17 protein-coding genes are annotated in these 16,950 nt (G+C 68.2%); 10 read left to right on the top strand and 7 right to left on the bottom strand.

Annotated elements, in window-relative coordinates:
• Window positions 1–26 precede the first annotated feature (26 nt).
• Entirely contained in the window at window positions 27–761 is a 735-nt protein-coding gene (gene erm / locus DMH01_RS25540; RefSeq protein WP_125679725.1) for a 23S ribosomal RNA methyltransferase Erm, read from the top strand.
• Here the strand turns inward: erm and DMH01_RS25545 are convergent.
• On the bottom strand, window positions 664–1,587 hold the full coding sequence (locus DMH01_RS25545) for an EamA family transporter (RefSeq protein WP_125679726.1): 924 nt from the start codon (window positions 1,585–1,587) through the stop codon (window positions 664–666). The two genes, erm and DMH01_RS25545, sit on opposite strands and share 98 nt — an antisense overlap.
• An 87-nt stretch (window positions 1,588–1,674) precedes the next feature.
• Here DMH01_RS25545 and DMH01_RS25550 point away from each other — a divergent pair, with 87 nt between their 5' ends.
• Window positions 1,675–2,634 carry a LysR family transcriptional regulator gene (locus DMH01_RS25550; RefSeq protein ID WP_125679727.1) on the top strand — a complete coding sequence of 320 codons (960 nt, stop codon included), beginning with the start codon at window positions 1,675–1,677 and terminating at the stop codon, window positions 2,632–2,634.
• On the opposite strand, the gene DMH01_RS25555 is transcribed toward DMH01_RS25550, so the two are convergent.
• The gene (locus DMH01_RS25555) at window positions 2,570–3,175 is read right to left on the bottom strand and encodes a TetR/AcrR family transcriptional regulator (protein WP_370323553.1); all 606 of its coding nucleotides are present in this window, start codon (window positions 3,173–3,175) and stop codon (window positions 2,570–2,572) included. The genes DMH01_RS25550 and DMH01_RS25555 overlap by 65 nt on opposite strands.
• A 57-nt stretch (window positions 3,176–3,232) precedes the next feature.
• Here DMH01_RS25555 and DMH01_RS25560 point away from each other — a divergent pair, with 57 nt between their 5' ends.
• Window positions 3,233–3,859, top strand: coding sequence for a peroxiredoxin-like family protein (locus tag DMH01_RS25560; RefSeq protein WP_125679728.1), 627 nt, complete (start codon window positions 3,233–3,235; stop codon window positions 3,857–3,859).
• A 62-nt stretch (window positions 3,860–3,921) separates the two neighbouring features.
• Here the strand turns inward: DMH01_RS25560 and leuA are convergent, their stop codons facing one another.
• Window positions 3,922–5,679, bottom strand: coding sequence for a 2-isopropylmalate synthase (gene leuA / locus DMH01_RS25565; protein ID WP_199745615.1), 1,758 nt, complete (start codon window positions 5,677–5,679; stop codon window positions 3,922–3,924).
• 244 nt (window positions 5,680–5,923) lie between these two features.
• On the opposite strand from leuA, the gene DMH01_RS25570 reads away from it, so the two are divergent.
• From DMH01_RS25570 to DMH01_RS25580, 3 genes are all read left to right on the top strand, one after another.
• Entirely contained in the window at window positions 5,924–6,289 is a 366-nt protein-coding gene (locus tag DMH01_RS25570; RefSeq protein ID WP_125679729.1) for a hypothetical protein, read from the top strand.
• Between the two features lie 228 nt (window positions 6,290–6,517).
• On the top strand, window positions 6,518–7,123 hold the full coding sequence (locus DMH01_RS25575; protein ID WP_125679730.1) for a chemotaxis protein CheB: 606 nt from the start codon (window positions 6,518–6,520) through the stop codon (window positions 7,121–7,123).
• Entirely contained in the window at window positions 7,120–8,970 is a 1,851-nt protein-coding gene (locus tag DMH01_RS25580; protein WP_125679731.1) for a CheR family methyltransferase, read from the top strand. Before DMH01_RS25575 ends, DMH01_RS25580 begins: the two co-directional genes overlap by 4 nt.
• A 1-nt stretch (window position 8,971) precedes the next feature.
• Here the strand turns inward: DMH01_RS25580 and DMH01_RS25585 are convergent, their stop codons facing one another.
• A complete protein-coding gene (locus tag DMH01_RS25585) occupies window positions 8,972–9,817 on the bottom strand; it encodes an ANTAR domain-containing protein (protein ID WP_233621658.1) in 846 nt (281 codons plus the stop codon).
• 57 nt (window positions 9,818–9,874) lie between these two features.
• Between DMH01_RS25585 and DMH01_RS25590 the strand changes: the two genes are divergently transcribed.
• A complete protein-coding gene (locus DMH01_RS25590; protein ID WP_125679732.1) occupies window positions 9,875–10,768 on the top strand; it encodes a GAF and ANTAR domain-containing protein in 894 nt (297 codons plus the stop codon).
• On the opposite strand, the gene DMH01_RS25595 is transcribed toward DMH01_RS25590, so the two are convergent.
• On the bottom strand, window positions 10,761–11,354 hold the full coding sequence (locus DMH01_RS25595; RefSeq protein WP_233621659.1) for a hypothetical protein: 594 nt from the start codon (window positions 11,352–11,354) through the stop codon (window positions 10,761–10,763). The genes DMH01_RS25590 and DMH01_RS25595 overlap by 8 nt on opposite strands.
• 9 nt (window positions 11,355–11,363) lie before the next feature.
• On the bottom strand, window positions 11,364–12,203 hold the full coding sequence (locus DMH01_RS25600; protein ID WP_125679733.1) for a helix-turn-helix transcriptional regulator: 840 nt from the start codon (window positions 12,201–12,203) through the stop codon (window positions 11,364–11,366).
• A 103-nt stretch (window positions 12,204–12,306) separates the two neighbouring features.
• On the opposite strand from DMH01_RS25600, the gene DMH01_RS25605 reads away from it, so the two are divergent.
• Window positions 12,307–13,767 carry an MFS transporter gene (locus DMH01_RS25605; protein WP_125679734.1) on the top strand — a complete coding sequence of 487 codons (1,461 nt, stop codon included), beginning with the start codon at window positions 12,307–12,309 and terminating at the stop codon, window positions 13,765–13,767.
• Here the strand turns inward: DMH01_RS25605 and DMH01_RS25610 are convergent.
• Window positions 13,728–14,324, bottom strand: a complete 597-nt coding sequence (locus tag DMH01_RS25610; RefSeq protein WP_125679735.1) for a nitroreductase family protein — start codon at window positions 14,322–14,324, stop codon at window positions 13,728–13,730. The two genes, DMH01_RS25605 and DMH01_RS25610, sit on opposite strands and share 40 nt — an antisense overlap.
• A gap of 227 nt (window positions 14,325–14,551) precedes the next feature.
• On the opposite strand from DMH01_RS25610, the gene DMH01_RS25615 reads away from it, so the two are divergent.
• Complete coding sequence (locus tag DMH01_RS25615; protein ID WP_125679736.1) at window positions 14,552–15,817, top strand: aspartate kinase; 1,266 nt, start codon at window positions 14,552–14,554, stop codon at window positions 15,815–15,817.
• Window positions 15,817–16,857, top strand: a complete 1,041-nt coding sequence (locus tag DMH01_RS25620; protein WP_125679737.1) for an aspartate-semialdehyde dehydrogenase — start codon at window positions 15,817–15,819, stop codon at window positions 16,855–16,857. Before DMH01_RS25615 ends, DMH01_RS25620 begins: the two co-directional genes overlap by 1 nt.
• Window positions 16,858–16,950: the final 93 nt, after the last annotated feature.

A 16,950-nucleotide genomic window follows, 5' to 3' on the forward strand; every position in this document is an offset into this window, starting at 1 on the left:
GCTCACCTCGAAGCCGCGGAGATCCCTTGCGCACACAGCGACCTGGCCGCCACGAACTCGGCCAGAACTTCCTCATCGACCGGAACACCATCGAAACCGTCGTGAAGCTCGTCGCCGCGACCGGCGGGCCGATCATCGAATTCGGCACGGGCGACGGCGCGCTGACGTGGGCGCTGGAACGGCTCGGCAGGCCGCTGACCGGCATCGAGATCGATGCCCGCCATGCCGCCCGGCTGGCGCGCCGCGTCCGGGCGTCCACGGAGATCATCACCGCGGACTACCTGCGCTTTCCCCTGCCGAAGACGCCACACGTACTGGTCGGCAATCTGCCGTTCCACCTGACCACCGCGACGCTGCGCCACGTCCTCGCCGCTCCCGGCTGGACGGACGCCGTCCTGCTCGTGCAGTGGGAGGTGGCGCGCCGCCGGGCCGGGGTCGGTGGCGCGACCATGATGACCGCGCAGTGGTGGCCGTGGTTCGACTTCCGGCTGGCGGGCCGGGTGCCCGCGACGGCGTTCCGCCCGAAACCCGGTGTCGATGGCGGCCTGCTCACCATGACGCGCCGCGAGCGTCCGCTCGTCGAAGCCGCGGATCTTCAGCGCTACCAGGACTTCGTACGGCGGGTGTTCACCCGTCCCGGCAAGGAAGTCGTGCCCAAACGCCTCACCGCACACCAGTGGGCTGAGGCGTTTCGGCTTCGGCGAGGAAATCCGGTTCGCGCACGCGGCGTTTCGTCGAACCGAACAGGACGCCGCCGATGACCACGGCCGCGGCGAGGATCTCCACCGGTGAGGGGCGTTCGTCGAGGACCAGGAACGCCATCGACAGCCCGACCACCGGAACCAGCAGGGAGAACGGCGCGACCACGCCCGCCGGGTTGCGGCGCATCAGCGACGTCCAGATCCCGGAGCCGACGATCGTGCCGAACAGCACGACGTAGGCGAGGCCGCCGAGGCCGATCAGCCCGGTGCTGGTGCCCAGCGTGCTCAGCGAGTGCCCGATCTCGGCGGGACCTTCCATGGCCAGCGACAGCGCGAACATCGGCAGCGGCGGCACCACCGACATCCAGAGGACGAAGTTCAGCGGGTTGTCCGGTGCCGCCTGCCGGGTGCTCAGGTTGCCGAACGCCCAGCTCAGCGCGCCGAGCAGGGTCAGGATCACCGGCAGCAGGGCGGCGTTCCCCGCCTGCTGCCAGGCGATCGTCGCCATCCCGGCGACGGCGAGCAGGATGCCGGTGAGCTGCCGTCCGGACACGCGTTCGCGCAGGAAGACGGCGCCGAGCAGGACGGTGAACGGGGCCGACGCCTGCAGCACCAGCGACGCGAGACCGGTCGGCATGCCGGTGTCCATCGCGATGAAGAGGAACACGAACTGCCCGGTGCCGAAGCCCAGCCCGTAGCCGAGCAGGTGGCGGATCTTCACCTTCGGCCACGGCACGAACAGGATCGTCGGGATCGCGATGACCGCGAAGCGCAGCCCGCCGGCGAAGACGGGCGGGAACTGGCCGAGGGTGGCGTGGATGGCGAGGAAGTTGCAGCCCCAGAGGACGGCGACGAGCAGGGCGAGCAGACGATCGCGGGCGGGCATGTCCTCACTCTTACGGGGAATGACCCTTTAGGACCAGCGAGAATATTTGCAGCGATCGTTCAGTTCGGCTTCACATATGCTGGCGGTATGGACATCGGCCGGTTGCGGACCCTGCGGGAGTTCGCCGATCGCGGCAGCGTGACGGCGGCCGCGAAGGCGTTGCACTGCACGCCGTCCGCGGTTTCCCAGCAGCTGCGCGCGTTGCAGAGTGACGTCGGTCTCGCGCTGACCGAACCCGCCGGACGTGGCCTGCGGCTGACCGACGCGGGCCGCGCGCTGGTCGCCCGCGCGGACGACGTGCTCGCCGCCCTCGAACGCGCGGAGTCCGAATTGGACACTTACCGCAGCGCCCCGCGCGGCCGGGTCCGGGTGGCGATCTTCCAGTCGGCCGGGCTGATGCTGCTGCCGGGGCTGTTGCACCGGACGGCGGAGTTCGACGGGCTGGACGTCATCGTGCGCGACGTCGACATGACCCCGCCGGAGGTCCCCGGGCTCGTCGCGGATTACGACATCGTGGTGGCGCACCGGGACGAGCACGCGCCGTCGCTCGGCTCGGACCGGCTGGAGACGCGGCATCTGCTGCGTGAACCGCTCGACGTCGCGCTCCCCGCCGGGCACCGGCTCGCGAAGCGGCGCCGCATCGAGCTGGCCGAGCTTGCCGACGAACGCTGGATCAGCGTCAACGCCGGGTTCCCGGTGGACGACATCCTGCAGTCTCTGATCATCCGCACCGGGGTGCGCCCGCAGGTCGTCCAGCGCATCAACGATTTCCGCATCACCGAACGGCTCGTCGCCGCCGGGCACGGGATCGCGCTGCTGCCCCGGTACACAATGGACACTCGGCGCGGCAGCGGCCTCGTTTGCCGCCCGCTCGCCGGGATCAAGGCGGCGCGGCACGTCGAGGCGGTCTACCGGCTCGGGGCGTCTTCCCGGCCGGCGGTGGCGAAGGTGCTCGACGCGCTCGCCGACGAGGTCGGCTCGCTCACGGGCGAGCGTGACTCTTCAAGTGGGCCAACGCGATCTGGAGCGCGTCGGCGATCGGCGTGACGTCATGGCGCAGGTGGGCCATCAGCAGGCCGCCCTGGACACAGCTCATCGCGGCTTGCGCGAGCCTGGCCGGGTCGGCGTCCGCGGCGAGCTTTCCCTGTTCCCGCAACGATTCCAGTCCACGCTGGAGATGTGACTCCCATTCGCGGTAGGCCTTGTCCAGCAGCGGTGCCATCTTCGGGTCGTCGCCGAGTTCGCCGGTGAGGTTGCCCAGCGGGCAGGCGATCGGTCCCTTGGGCGTGGCCTGGATGGCCAGGATCTCCCGGGCCCACTGGTCGAAATCGGCCCAGTCGTGCAGCTCGAAGATGGTCGGCTGATTGCCGAGGATGTTCTCGAGGAAGCGGACGATGACCGCCTCGACGAGCTGATCCTTGTTCTTGAAGTAGTGGTACATCTGCGATTTCCCGGCCCCGCTCGCCGCGAGCACCTTGTCGACGCTCGTCCCGGCGACGCCGTTGACGTACATCAGCTCCGCCGCCGCGTCGACGATCGCGTCCCTCGTCATCCGCCCCTGCGGGGTCTTCGCCGGTTGACCACTCATGTACCGAATAGTACAGTCGGCTCCACTGTACCGATCAGTACAATCGAAGGAGCCGACATGGGGGATCTCAACACTGACCTCGCCGAGCTGCGGGAATCCGTCGCGAGCCACGTCCCGGCCGAGGTCGCCGAAGTGCTCAAGGCCGACCGCGCGGCGTTCGTCGGGGTGGTCGCCGAGGCGGCCGCGAAGCCGGGAACGGCGATGCCGGATCTCACGCTGCCGGACGCCGGCGGCGGGCGGGTCCGGGTCTCGGACGGGCCCGCGGTCGTGGTGTTCTACCGCGGCGCGTGGTGTCCGTACTGCAATCTGGCTCTGCGCACGTATCAGCAGGAATTGCTGCCGGAGCTGGAAAACCTGGACGTGAAACTGGTCGCGGTCAGCCCGCAGCTGCCGGACGGCTCGCTGTCCACCAAGGATCTCGAGTTCACCGTGCTGTCCGATGTGGACAACGAGCTCGGCCGCGCGCTCGGCATCACGTTCCGGCTGGCTCCGGAGACGAAGCCGGCTTTCGACACGCTCATCGGTGACGTCGAGAAGATCAACGGGGCGGCGGAATGGGAGCTGCCCTATCCGACCGTCCTGGTCGTGGACGGCGAAGGCGTCATCCGGTACATCGACGTGCACCCGGACTACACGACGCGCACCGATCCGGCCGACGTCCTGGCCGCCGTGAAGGCCCTATAGCGTGAAGGCCCCCTTCCCTCGGCTCAGCCGAGGGAAGGGGGCCTTCACGCGCGAAGCGAAAACTACCGGTTGGCCCGGTTCACGGCCGAGACGACGGCCCGCAGCGAAGCGGTCACGATCGACGGGTCGATCCCGATGCCCCAGTACACCCGGTCCGAGATCGCGCACTCGATGTACGACGCGGCCCGCGCGTCGTCGCCCGGCGAGAGCGTGTGCTCGCTGTAGTCCAGCAGCCGCAGGTCGAACCCGACGGTCGACAGCGCGTCGAAGAACGCCGCGATCGGGCCGTTGCCGCGGCCGGTGACCTCGTGCTCGTCACCTTCGACCCGCACGGTGGCGGTGATGTCGTACTCGCCGTCGCCGTTGTCCCTGACGTGCTGGCGCACCAGCTCCAGCGGCGTCTTCAGCTCCAGGTACTCGGCCGAGAACGCGTTCCACATCGTGGTCGGGTCGACCTCGCCGCCCTCGGTGTCGGTGTGGCGCTGGACGACCTTCGAGAACTCGATCTGCAGGCGCCGCGGCAGGTCGAGCTGGTGCTCGGCCTTCATGATGTAGGCGACGCCGCCCTTGCCGGACTGCGAGTTCACCCGGATGACGGCCTCGTAGTTGCGGCCGATGTCCTTGGGGTCGATCGGCAGGTACGGGACCTCCCACGGGTGCTCGTCGACCGGCGTGCCCGCCTTGTCGGCGGCGGCCTTCATCGCGTCGAGACCCTTGTTGATCGCGTCCTGGTGGCTGCCGGAGAACGCGGTGAACACCAGGTCACCGGCCCACGGGCTGCGTTCGTGCACCGGCAGCTGGTTGCAGTATTCGACGGTCCGCTTGATCTCGTCCATGTCGGAGAAGTCGATCTGCGGGTCGACGCCCTGGCTGTACAGGTTCATGCCCAGCGCGACCAGGTCGACGTTGCCGGTGCGCTCGCCGTTGCCGAACAGGCAGCCTTCGATCCGGTCCGCGCCGGCCTGGAAGCCCAGCTCGGCGGCGGCGATGCCGGTGCCGCGGTCGTTGTGCGGGTGCAGCGACAGGATCACCGAATCGCGGCGCTCCAGGTTGCGGTGCATCCACTCGATCGAGTCGGCGTAGACGTTCGGCGACGCCATCTCGACGGTCGCGGGCAGGTTCAGGATCACCGGCTTCTCCGGCGTCGGCTGCCAGATCTCGGTGATGGTGTTGCAGACCTCGAGCGCGTACGACAGCTCGGTGCCGGTGTAGGACTCCGGCGAGTACTGGAACCGGAAGTCGGTGTCCGGCTGCTTCGCCGCGTAGTCGACGACCAGCTCAGCGGCCTGCGAAGCGATCTTCGTGATGCCGATGCGCTCCTCGCGGAACACGACGCGGCGCTGCAGGATCGAGGTCGAGTTGTAGATGTGGACGATCGCGCGCGGCGCGCCTTCGAGCGCCTTGAAGGTGCGCTCGATCAGCTCCGGACGGCACTGGGTCAGCACCTGGATGCTGACGTCGTCCGGGATGGCGCCCTCGTCGATGATCTCGCGGACGAAGTCGAAGTCCGTCTGCGACGCCGCCGGGAAGCCGACCTCGATCTCCTTGTAGCCCATGCGGACCAGCAGGTCGAAGAACTTGCGCTTGCGCGCGGGCGACATCGGGTCGATCAGGGCCTGGTTGCCGTCACGCAGGTCGACGGCGCACCACAGCGGCGCGGTGTCGATGCGCTTGTCCGGCCAGGTGCGGTCGGGCAGCGAGATGTCCTCGACCAGGTCGTACCAGGGGCGATAGCGGTGTACGGGCATCGAAGTGCCGCGCTGGGTGTTCCACGAAGCCTGCTCGGAAGGGGTAGGACGGGTGGGCTTGCGGATGCTCATGAGGGGTCGGTTCTCCTGAAGAATCGGGTGCGACGACCGGCACCACGAAGCCCCGCGACGGGGAGCCGGTCCGATCAGGCCCCGTCGCGGCAGCGAAGCAGGAGAGCTCGAGCCACGACGCCACCTTAACCGCGAGATCTCTCGAAAGGAAACCCGGGCCGCGATCGAACCGTGACCACCGTGGCGCCCATTCGGGTTACTCACGGGTAGCAATCGGACCAGGCGGCGTGCCACACTGCCCGGCATGGGCGAGCACGCTGAAGAGAAGGAAACCGCTGATCAGCCGACCAGACGCAAGGTCGACTGGCGTGCGGGCGGTGGTCGCGCGGCCGGGGTGCTGGCGAGCGTGGTCCGCTGGGTCGGGTTGATCTTCGCGGCCATCCTCGTGCTGCACGTCGTCTTCGTGATCGGCGAGGCGAACCCCGACAACGGCATCGTGTCGTTCGTCCGTGGCTGGGCCGACGGGCTGCTGCTCGGCTTCAAGGACCTCTTCATGCCCGAAGACGCCAAGCTCCGCGTGCTGATCAACTACGGCATCGCCGCGGTCTTCTGGATGGTGGTCACCGGGATCCTGGCCAAGATCATCCGTCGCGTCGGCGGTTCGGCCTAGGCGGTGTCCTGGATGTCCGCTGGGTCGTGACTGGCAAGGATGGTTCTAACCCTCTTTATCACTCACGACCCTCCGCAAAACTACCCAAATCGGCCTAATCGGGCGCGTCGCGAAAGCCACTTTCGCGACGCCTGATGTCCCGAAAGTGGCTTTCGCGACACCTGGGTGCGGAGACCGCCAACAGGACTTGCGGGACACCTCCTAGCTCCGGAGCACTACGCTCGGAAGATGCCCGGCCTCAGCCGCCCACGGGCGTCGCCTTACGAGATCGTCGCCATCGGATCTTCGGCGGGCGGAGTCAAGGCACTGCTCGCGGTGCTCGGTGCCCTGCCCGCCGATTTTCCCGTGCCCTTGGCCATCGTCCAGCACCTCGACCCGCGTCACGACACGATTCTCGCCGACATCCTCGACCGTCAGTCGCGGTTGCGGATCAAGCTGGCCGAGGCCGGGGAACTTCTCGAACCCGGCGTCGTCCACGTGGCACCGCCGGACCGTCATCTCCTGGTGGAACCCGGCGGGAAGCTCGGCCTGTCGACGGTGGACCGGGTCAAATTCGTCCGGCCGTCGGCCGACCTGCTCTTCGAATCCGTCGCCGCCGTTTACGGCCCGGCGGCGCTCATCTGCGTCCTGACCGGGACGGGCTCCGATGGCGCGGCGGGGGCGGCAGTGGTGAAGTCGCGGGGCGGTACCGTGGTCTCCGAGGATCCGGACACCGCCGAATTCAGTGGTATGCCCCAGGCCGTGACGAAATCCGTATCGGTCGATCTGGTGCTCCCGCTGGAAGACATCGCCGCGGCGCTCGTCGGCCTGGTCGAGGGAACGAGGACGTCATGAGCACGCCCGAAGGCGAAATCGATCACGCCGAGGAACTCGAGGACCTGCTGACCTTCATCCGGGATTCCCGCGGTTTCGATTTCACCGGCTACAAACGGACTTCGCTGGCCCGCCGGATCCAAAAGCGGATGCAAGCCGTGAAAATCGACGGGTACACCGAATACCGTGACTTCCTGGAGATCAACTCCGAAGAGTTCCCCCAGCTCTTCAACACCATTCTGATCAACGTCACCAGCTTCTTCCGGGATCCCGAAGCCTGGTCGTTCCTGCAGAAGACCGTCGTGCCCGAACTCGTCGCGAAGGTGGCCGATCACGAAGAGATCAGGATCTGGAGCGCCGGCTGTTCGAGCGGCGAGGAGGCCTACTCGCTCGCGATGATCTTCGCGGAGCATCTCGGCACCGAGGAGGCCACCCGGCGAGTGAAGATCTACGGCACGGACGTCGACGAAGAAGCCTTGCGCGAAGCGAGGACAGGACTGTATCCGGCGAAGTCGCTGGAGCGGTTGCCCGAGGAGATGAAGAAGAAGTACTTCGAACCGAGCGGGAATCTGTTCGCGTTCCGGCGCGACCTTCGCCGCCGGGTGATCTTCGGCAGGCACGACATCACGCGCGACGCTCCCATCTCCCGGGTCGATCTGCTCGCCTGCCGCAACACCCTGATGTACTTCAACGTCGAGGCGCAGGCGAAGATCATCGAACGGTTCCATTTCGCGCTGAACGAAGGCGGCCACCTGTTCCTCGGAAAGGCCGAGATGCTGCTTTCCGACGGTGTCCGGTTCGACGTCGCCAACATCCGGAACCGGGTGTTCAAACTGCGCATGGGCGGTACCACCGTGCGGCCCGCGCGGTTCGACGTCCGGGCGGGGGCGGGGGTGCGGGACGCCAACCGAAGGCGTCACGTCAGCGAACTCGCCTTGGCGTCCTCGCCCGATTCGGTGCTGGGCATCGACCGCGACGGCACGGTCGCCCTGATCAACGGCTCGGCGCGGCTGCAGTTCGGCCTTTCCGCGCACGACGTGGGCAGGCCGTTCCACGACCTGGAGATCTCCTACCGGCCGATCGAACTCCGGTCCGTGGTCGACCAGGCGCACAGCGAGCGCCGCAGTATCCGGGTCGATGCCGTACGGCGGCAGAAGACCACCGAGGAGGCGCAGTACTTCGACATCGTCGTCCGGCCCTTGCTCACCCTCGACGGCGAGGACATCGGTGCCGCGATCACGTTCATCGACACCACCGAGGCCACCAGGCTCCAGCATGAGGTGAAACGAGTGCAGGAAGACCTGGCGACGGCTTACGCGGATCTCCAATCGACGAACGCCGAACTCGAAACGGTCAACGAGGAACTCCAGTCGAGCATCGAAGAACTCGAGACGACGAACGAGGAACTCCAGTCCACGAACGAGGAACTCGAGACCACGAACGAGGAACTCCAGTCGGGCAACGAGGAACTCGAGACGATGAACGAGGAGATGCGCATCCGCACCGCGGAGCTGGACGAGACGCGCATGTTCTTCGAAGGAGTCCTGTCCAGCGTCGAAGCCGGGGTGGTCGTACTGGACGGCGATCTCCGGGTGCGCAGCTGGAATCGCGGCGCGGAGGAACTCTGGGGCCTGCGGGCCCCGGAGGTCTACTTGGAGGAGTTCTTCACCCTCGACTTCGGCCTGCCGACCGGCGGCCTTCGCGACATCGTCGAACTCTGCAACGAAACCGGGCAGCGGGCCAGCCAGGTCGAGATCGAAGCGGTGGACCGGAAAGGCAGGCAGCTCGTCGCCGTGGTCAGTTGCTCGCCGTTGAGCGGACCGGGCGGTGGAGTCGTGGTGCTGACGGAGAAGCGGCTGCGCGACTGACTCAGCGTCCGCGCTCGGTGTGCTTCAAGCGTTTGGGAATCGAGCCGACCAGATCGGACGCCGTCATGCCGCGGTTGACCAGCAGCTCGCACAACTCGCTGAGCCGGCGGTTGTGTGCGCGCGCGTAGTGGCGCAACACGCGGAACGCGTCGGAGGGGCCGATCTCCAGGCGCGCGGAGACCAGGCCTTTCGCCTGCTCGATGATCACCCGGCTGTCCAGCGCCCCTTGAAGCTGCTCGGAGGTCCTGGCCAGGCCGGTGATCGCGCGGTGGTTGAGCATGCCGATCGTCGCCGCGTCGGCGAGCGCGACCGCGATCCGCAGGTCGGCGACCGGCAAGGGGGCGGATTCCGCGGTCAGGATCGTGACTTCGCCGAGTACGTCTTCGCGGCGGCTGAACGGGAAAGCGTGGGCGGAACGGTAGCCGAGGGAAAGTGCGGCCGGGGCCAGGTGCCGCCAGCGTTTTCCCGCCTCGTCGAGGAGCACGTTGACGACCGGTTCGTCGTGGACGTGGCAGTCGATGCCGGGCCCCTCCTCGGGGAGGATACCGCCGAGCGGCGGCTTTTCGAGCCGATCGTCGGTATGCACCACGATCGGCCGGTCGGCGTGATCGGTCCCCGCCCTCAATCGGATCGAGGACGATTCGACCAATTCCGCGTAGCGATTCGCGACGCAGAGCCAATAATTCTTCGGATCGAGCGCGGGTGCCAAAATGTCGGCCAGCTCCACCAACGTGTCGGCAACCCATCTTTCGCGGTTCTGCATCAGAATCCGGCCTTCCTGCGGACTTTTGTCCGATGGGCGCTGGGCAATCAACGCTAGCGCTCCAAGGGGCGGTGAGGAACCCATAAGGGCTCAGCCGTTCGGGTCACTTCGACGGACACGGTGCGGGCGTACGCTCACCCCATGTGGGACGGCATCGGCGGTCGTTACGACCCACCCGCCTTGCGCAGGCTGGTCGTGATCGCGCGCGGGCGGGCGGATCGCGCGGCAGCCGTGGCCCTGCGGCACGAAAGCCTGATGGAGACGGCCGCCGCGTCGATGCGTCCCTTCCATCGGCGAATGGCGGATCTGCACCGCGCCACCGAGCGCAAGCACCGGGTGGCGGCGGAACTGCACGCGAGCTACCTCGACGCCGTCGGACATTGGGCGGACCGGCCGGAGCAATCGCCCGGCCTGCCCCCGGCGTTCATGACGGCGGTCGCCGAAACGACCGGCATCCGGAGCCTGGCCGTGGCCCTGTTCACCACCGGCGGGAGCGAGGCCTCGGTCGTGGTGTCGGATCCCCTCGCCGCCAAAGCGCATGACCTCGAAGACATCCTCGGCGAAGGGCCGTCCCGGGACGAGCCCCTGAAACCGGGGGTCTGCTTCGAGCCGGAACTCGTGAGCCGATGGCCCCGGTTCGGCCTCGCCGCGCGGGAACTCGGGGTACGGGCGGTGGTTTCGGCTCGCCTGGGCGTGGCGGGAAGACCGATGGGCACCCTCACCGCGTACCGGCCCGAGCCCGAACCGAGCGCCGAGCTCGCCCGTTCCCTCGAAAGCCTGGCCGAGGCGCTGACCACCACCGCGCTGAACCCGGAGGTGCGGCTCGACGGTGAAGACGGGCTGCCCGTGCATCCGCTGTTCGGCGACATCGATCTCCGGGTCGTGGTGCACCAGGCCACGGGGGTGGTGATGGCGGGCCGCGACTGCACGGCCTCGGACGCGCTGGCCATGATCCGCGCGCATGCCTTCGCACAGGACGTGAGCGTCACCGAGCTGGCCAAGGCCATCGTGGCGAGGACGTACCGGCTCAGCTGACGCCGAGCCGTTCGTAGGCCTCGACGGCGGCTTTCGGGTCGTCCGCCTGGAATTTCACGACGCGGACCGTCTCGGTCTTGCCGAGCGGCCGGGTCACCGTGATCGGCTCGCGCAGTTCCACGATCAGGTTGGTTTCGTAGAAATTGTCGTGGCTGAGCCAGGTTTCGTCACGAAAGGCCCTCGTCTTGGGCGGATCGTGGCTTTCCTTCACCTGCCGCAGGGCGGCGATGTTCTCCCGAGGTATCCGCACGTCGTAGAAAGAGCTGTAGCGCACCCGCACCTCGCGCGAGGAGATCACGTGCGGCCGGACGACGGTGCCGGTGTAGACCCCGAACACCAGCAACGCCGAGTACACCCCCAGGACGAGCAGCAGAAGGTCGACGACGAGGCCGAAGTCGAGCAGCCAGAACAATCCCGCTTCGACGGCGCTGACCACGGCGAGCACGACGAAGATCGACTTGCCGTTCGCGCCATAAGGCACCGCGACGGCGTCGCCGTCGATTCCGTCCTTCCGGCGCCTGAAATACAGCCAGAGCCCGGCCATCGTGCGGGATTCGTTGCGAAGAACGCTGCGAAAAGCCCCCATGACCCCAGGTTAGCGATCGAACTGGGTCAGGATCTTCAGCGCGTCGGCGGATCCCGGGTCCTTCGGCGTGTAGATCTCCAGCCGGTGGTCGGGGCTGTCGGGCTGGAGCCACACCTGGTAGTCGACGTTCACCGCGCCGACCGTGGGATGCCTCAGGTGCAGGGGCCCGACGGTGCAGTCGGCGACGTCGCCGGTCGCCCACAGGGTCGCGAACTCGTCGCTGCGCATCGAAAGTTCGCCGATGAGTCCGGCAAGGCGGGCGTCGGTGGGATAGCGGCCCGCGGTCAGCCGCAGGTAGGCGACGTGGATCGGGGCGAGTTCGGCCCGGTTCCGGTGCAGTTCGCGGGTCAGCGGGTCGAGGAAGAACATGCGCGGCAGCGAAGGCCGCCGTTCGGGATCCTTCGGCGCGTCGAAATCGAGGTGTTCGGCCATGAGCGTGTGCCCGGCGTGGTTCCACGCGAGCACGTCGCCGCGGCGGCCGAAGACCAGCGCGGGCACGGCCTCGCCGAGGTTCTCCAGCAGCGCGAGGACCCGCGGGTGCGGGTCTTCCGGGCCGGGATCGGACAGCTTCGGGAGCGAGGTATGCCGGGCGAGGTTGTACAGATGGCCGGTCTCGACGTCGTCGAGCCGGAGCGCGCGGGCGAGCGCGTCGAGCACCTGGCGTGAAGCGGTTTCGGCCAGTCCTTGCTCCAGTCGCGTGTAGTACCCGGCGCTCACCCCGGCGAGCTGGGCGAGTTCCTCGCGGCGCAGACCGGGCACGCGGCGCGAGGTGCCGTAGGTGCGCAGGCCGATCTCGGCGGGCGTCACCCGGTCACGACGGCTCTTGAGGTACACGCCGAGGCTTTCCATGGTTCCGAGCCTAAATTCTCCACTCGCCGCGTGGGTGTACCTGCCGGGTGTACCCACAGCGCGGGGATGGTTGCTTTCCCGGAGCCGGTACAGCGTCGGGGACATGACACGACAGCACACCCGGGCCTGGTTCGGCCTGCTGGTGATCCTCTGCCCGGTGTTCCTGGTCTCCATGGACGGGTCGATCCTGTTCCTCGCGATGCCCGGGATCAGCCAGGCGCTCACCCCGACGGCCGATCAGGCGTTGTGGATCCTCGACGTCTACGGCTTCGCGGTCGGCTCGCTGCTGATCGCGTTCGGCGCCATCGGCGACCGGTACGGACGGCTGAAGCTGCTGATGATCGGCGCCGCGGTGTTCGGCATCGGTTCGGCGGGTGCGGCGTTCGCCCCGACCCCGGAGCTGCTCATCGCGTTCCGTGCCCTGATGGGGCTGGCGGGAGCGACGCTGCTGCCGTCCTCGCTGGCAGTGCTGAGCGAGCTCTTCCCCGACGCGCGACGCCGGGCGCGGGCCATCGGGATCTTCGCGGCCGCGTTCGCCGCCGGTTTCGCGATCGGCCCGGTCGTCGGCGGTGTCCTGCTGGAACGCTTCCCGTGGGGCTCGGTCTTCCTGGTCAACCTGCCGGTGATCGCGGTGTTCCTGGCGCTCGCGCCGGTGCTGCTGCGGGAGGTGCGGGCCACCGGGAAGGGGCGCGTCGACATGCTGAGCGTCGTGCTCTCCGCCGCCGGGCTCCTGCTCGCGATCTACGGGATCAAGCACGCGGCCGCCGGCGGCCTGTCCGTCACCGCGGTCTCCGCCACGATCGCCGGGGCCGGGCTGCTGGTGTGGTTCGCCCGGCGCCAGCGGGGCCTGGAGTATCCGCTGATCGAGTTCTCCCTGTTCCGCGACCGCGTCTTCGCGATCGCGATCGTGACCGGGCTGCTGCCGCTGGCGGCGTGGTCGGCGGCCGCGTACCTGTCGGGGATCCACCTGCAGTCCGTGCTCGGCCTGCCCGTCCTGCACGCGGCGTTGCTGGCGCTGCCGGGCGCGGCGGTGCTCACGATCATGTGCGTCGTCACGCCCGCACTGGTCGACCGGATCGGCGCCTGCGCGGCGCTGATCACCTGCCACTTCTCCATCGCCGCCGGGCTCGCGCTGCTGCTCCTGACCGGGGTCACGGGCGGGGCGGGCTGGTACGTCGCGTCGACGGTGGTCGCCGGTGTCGGCTACGGCATCTCGTTCAGCCTGGTGGCGGACACGGCCGTCGCCGCGGTGCCCGCCGAACGGGCCGGAGCGGCGGGCGCGATCGCCGAAACGAGCAACGAGATCGGCAACGCGCTGGGGATCGCGCTCATGGGCTCGCTCGCCGCGCTGGTGTTCCGCCTGACCGGGCCGGACCTCGCGCAGACACTCGGCGAAACCCTCGAGATCGCGCCCACGGCCGTTCTTGACGCGAAGGAGGCCTTCGTCGCGGGCCTCCACATCGCCGTCGCCGTGCTCAGCCTGCTGCACGTCGGGCTCGGGATCCTCGCCTTGCGCTGGCTCCCTCAGCCGTCGAAGGCGCTCGTGCCCCACGCATCGGCGTAGGCGAATTCAGCCAGCGGGACTCGCTCGCGGGGTGCCTTCTCGCGCTCGATGCGCCAGTCCTCTTCGAGCACCGAGGGGTCCGCGGGCGAGCCGACGGCGATGGCGACCTTGGGGACGACGTCGTCGGGGAGGCCGAAGAAGTCCTTCGCCGCTTCGGCGGAGAAGCCCGCCATCTGATGCGCGATCAGGCCGAGGTCGACCGCCTGGAGCACGAGGTTCTCGCTCGCCAGCCCCAGCCCGTACTCGGCGTACGGGACTTCGCCCTTGTCGTTCGTGGTCACCATCACGCCGATCAGCAGCAGCCCGGCGCGATGGGCCCACGCGCGGTTGCCCGAGTTGAGCGTCGCGAGGATACGGTCGAACGACGGCGTGCCCCGCAGGCCGACCAGGTAGCGGGCGGGCTGGGTGTTGCCGAACGACGGCGCCCAGCGTGCCGCTTCGAGCAGCGCGCGGAGCTGGTCTTCGGTGACCATCGCTGACTCGTCGTAGGCGCGCGGGCTCCAGCGGTGGGCCAGGATCGACGCGATCGGGGTACTCGTGTCGGCGGGTTTGTGCATTCGCGGACCCTAACAAGGCGTGCTCTCCGTCACTAAAGTGAAAGCCCTCCGACTATTTCGTTGGTGTTAAGGAAGATTTACTTCCAGGAGTCCTCGAAGTGGTGGTCAGGACCACTTACGAGGGTGGCGAGCGCGCGTCACCCCGGTAGGCTTTCGCCCAAATAAGGGACGCGGGGGCTCCTCGGTGCCCACCAGGAGCACGCCCGGCCCGTCGAGGAGGTTCGGGCGTGGCCCTCGTGGTCCAGAAGTACGGCGGTTCGTCGCTGGAAAGTGCCGACCGGATCAAACGCGTCGCGGAACGCATCGTCGCCACCAAGAAGGCGGGCAACGACGTGGTCGTCGTCTGCTCCGCCATGGGCGACACGACCGACGAGCTGCTCGACCTGGCTCAGCAGGTCAATCCGGCGCCGCCGGAACGCGAGATGGACATGCTGCTCACCGCGGGTGAGCGCATCTCCAACTCCCTGGTGGCGATGGCGATTTCGGCGCAGGGCGCGGAGGCTTGGTCCTTCACCGGCTCGCAGGCCGGCGTGGTGACGACGTCGGTGCACGGCAACGCGCGGATCATCGACGTCAGCCCCAGCCGGGTGACGGAAGCCCTCGACCAGGGCTACATCGCGCTGGTGGCGGGTTTCCAGGGCGTGTCGCAGGACACCAAGGACATCACCACCCTCGGCCGCGGGGGTTCGGACACCACCGCCGTCGCGCTGGCCGCCGCGCTGAACGCCGACGTCTGCGAGATCTATTCCGATGTGGACGGTGTGTACACCGCCGATCCCCGGGTCGTGTCCGACGCCCGCAAGCTCGACACCATCGCCTACGAGGAGATGCTGGAGCTGGCGGCGAGCGGGTCGAAGATCCTGCACCTGCGCTCGGTGGAGTACGCGCGCCGCTACGGCGTCCCGATCCGAGTCCGTTCTTCCTACAGTGACAAGCCGGGCACCACGGTGACCGGTTCTATCGAGGAGATCCCCGTGGAACAAGCGTTGATCACCGGTGTGGCGCACGACCGCTCCGAAGCCAAGATCACGGTGACCGGAGTGCCGGACCACGCCGGCGCCGCCGCCAGGATCTTCCGGGTGATCGCCGACGACGAGATCGACATCGACATGGTGCTGCAGAACGTGTCCAGCACCGTCTCGGGCCGCACCGACATCACCTTCACCCTGTCGAAGGCCAACGGGGCCAAGGCCGTGCAGTCGCTGGAGAAGATCAAGGACGAGATCGGCTTCGAGTCGGTCCTCTACGACGACCACGTCGGCAAGGTTTCGCTCGTCGGCGCGGGGATGCGTTCGCACCCCGGTGTCACGGCGACGTTCTGCGAAGCGCTCGCGCAGTCGGGCGTCAACATCGAAATCATCAACACCTCGGAGATCCGGATCTCGGTGCTCATCCGGGACGCGCAGCTCGACGACGCGGTGCGCGCGATCCACGAGGCGTTCGAACTCGGCGGCGACGAAGAAGCCGTCGTCTACGCGGGGAGTGGTCGCTGATGTCGGAAGGTTTGCGGGTAGGCGTGGTCGGGGCGACCGGCCAGGTCGGCGGCGTCATGCGCCGTCTGCTGGCCGAACGGGGTTTCCCGGTCGCCGAAATGCGGTACTTCGCCTCGGCGCGGTCCGCCGGTTCGAAGCTTCCTTGGGGTGACGGGGAAATCGTCATCGAGGACGCGACGACCGCGGATCCGTCCGGTTTGGACATCGCGCTGTTCTCGGCCGGTGGCGCGACCTCCAAGGCGCAGGCGGAACGGTTCGCCGCGGCCGGTGCCACGGTGATCGACAACTCGTCGGCGTGGCGGATGGACCCGGACGTCCCGCTGATCGTCAGCGAGGTCAACCCGGAGGCGGTCAAGGAGGCGCGCAAGGGGATCATCGCGAACCCCAACTGCACCACCATGGCCGCGATGCCGGTGCTCAAGCCGCTGCACGCCGAAGCGGGTCTGGTGCGGCTGGTCGCCAGCACCTACCAGGCCGTGTCCGGCAGCGGGCTCGCCGGCGTGGAGGAGCTGGAAGGTCAGCTCGCCGCCGCGGCGGCGAACGCGGGCGCGCTGACCCACGACGGCTCGGCGGTGGCCTTCCCCGAGCCGAAGAAGTACGCGCGGCCCATCGCGCACAACGTCCTCCCGCTCGCCGGGTCCATTGTGGACGATGGTGAGTTCGAGACGGACGAGGAGAAGAAGTTCCGCAACGAGAGCCGCAAGATCCTGAGCATCCCGGAGCTGCGGGTCTCGTGCACCTGTGTGCGCGTGCCGGTGTTCTCGGGGCACTCGATCTCGATCAACGCCGAGTTCTCGCAGCCGCTTTCCGTCGCCCGCGCCACCGAACTGCTGACCGGTGCTCCCGGCGTGGAGCTGTCGGACATCCCGACGCCGCTGCAGGCCGCCGGCCAGGACCCGTCGTACGTCGGGCGCCTGCGGACGGACCCGGGCGTCGACGGCGGTCGCGGTCTGGTGCTGTTCCTGTCGAACGACAACCTGCGCAAGGGCGCGGCGCTCAACGCCGTGCAGATCGCGGAACTGGTCGCCGCGAACTCCTGACGCCACAACGCGATTGGTCACCTGCTTGCGTTCGTCCGAAGGCGAGTAGGTGACTAATTGCGTTGTCGGGGGGCTTTGACCAGTGCATGCTCT

The sequence above is a fragment of the Amycolatopsis sp. WAC 04182 genome (assembly GCF_003947465.1).
Classification (GTDB): Bacteria; Actinomycetota; Actinomycetes; order Mycobacteriales; family Pseudonocardiaceae; genus Amycolatopsis.